Origin of the sequence: Vibrio sp. Vb0304, from assembly GCF_033338995.1 — a bacterium.
GTDB lineage: Bacteria > Pseudomonadota > Gammaproteobacteria > Enterobacterales > Vibrionaceae > Vibrio > Vibrio alginolyticus.
Genome location: NZ_JAWOTT010000342.1, coordinates 1 through 1,064, shown reverse-complemented (window position 1 = coordinate 1,064; position 1,064 = coordinate 1). Strand labels below are relative to the sequence as shown.

Annotated in this window: 1 protein-coding gene; it reads right to left on the bottom strand. The window is 48.4% G+C overall.

The window, feature by feature from the left end:
* Positions 1-1,007, bottom strand: a 1,007-nt coding sequence (gene proB / locus R7P35_RS26110) for a glutamate 5-kinase (RefSeq protein WP_318093383.1), incomplete at its 3' end; no start/stop codon positions are given.
* Between the last annotated feature and the right edge of the window lie 57 nt (positions 1,008-1,064).

Sequence of the window (1,064 nt, the reverse complement as noted above, 5' to 3'; positions counted from 1 at the left end):
CCACGCGCAACCAGTTTGCCATGAGAATTTGTTACGCGAGCAACTTCACCACGGGCAAAATCACCGCTCACCTTGATGACCCCTTTTGCTAGCAAGCTGCTGCCTTTACCAACAACCGCATTTACCGCACCATCATCGATGATAATGTCACCCGATGCTGCAGGACCTGCGAGGATCCAACGCTTACGGTTTTCCAATGCTTCTGAACAAGGTAGGAAACGCGTACCTTGAGGCTCCGTGCTCAACGAGTCAAAAATTACGTTTGGCGCGCTACCTGCTGCGATAATAACTTCAATACCCGCGCGACGTGCGATGTCGGCTGCTTGAAGTTTCGTCGCCATACCACCCGTACCGAGTGTTGTACCGCTGCCGCCAGCAATTTTACGCAACGTGTCATCAATGGTTTTAACTTCTTTGATCAGCTCTGCATTCGGATCTTTGCGTGGGTCTGCAGTAAACAGACCTTTTTGGTCTGTCAGTAGCAATAACTTATCTGCACCACACAAAATACCCACTAAAGCCGATAGGTTGTCATTGTCGCCGACTTTGATTTCACTGGTGGCTACTGCATCATTTTCGTTCACGATTGGAATAATATCGTTCGCTACAAGCGCATTGATGGTGTCACGCGCATTAAGAAAACGCTCACGATCATCCAAGTCAGCACGAGTCAGTAGCATTTGACCAATCTTGATACCGTAAATACCAAACAAAGACTCCCATGTTTGAATCAAACGACTCTGCCCCACAGCAGCAAGCAACTGTTTGCTCGCCATCTCGTTGGGCAGTGCGGGGTATCCAAGATGCTCACGGCCTGCTGCAATCGCACCAGACGAAACCATTACCACTGAATGGCCTTGTTTCTTAAGCTCAGCACACTGACGCGCTAGCTCAACCATGTGAGCGCGATCTAGTGCCAATGTGCCGCCTGTCAGCACACTTGTACCCAGTTTCACAACGACGGTTTGTGGTTGCGAAACAACTGCGTTTTGTTGATTCGTTGTCATGATGTCTTCTGAAGTGAAAAACAAATAAAGAGAGGATGTTTTAACAATCAAATAGGG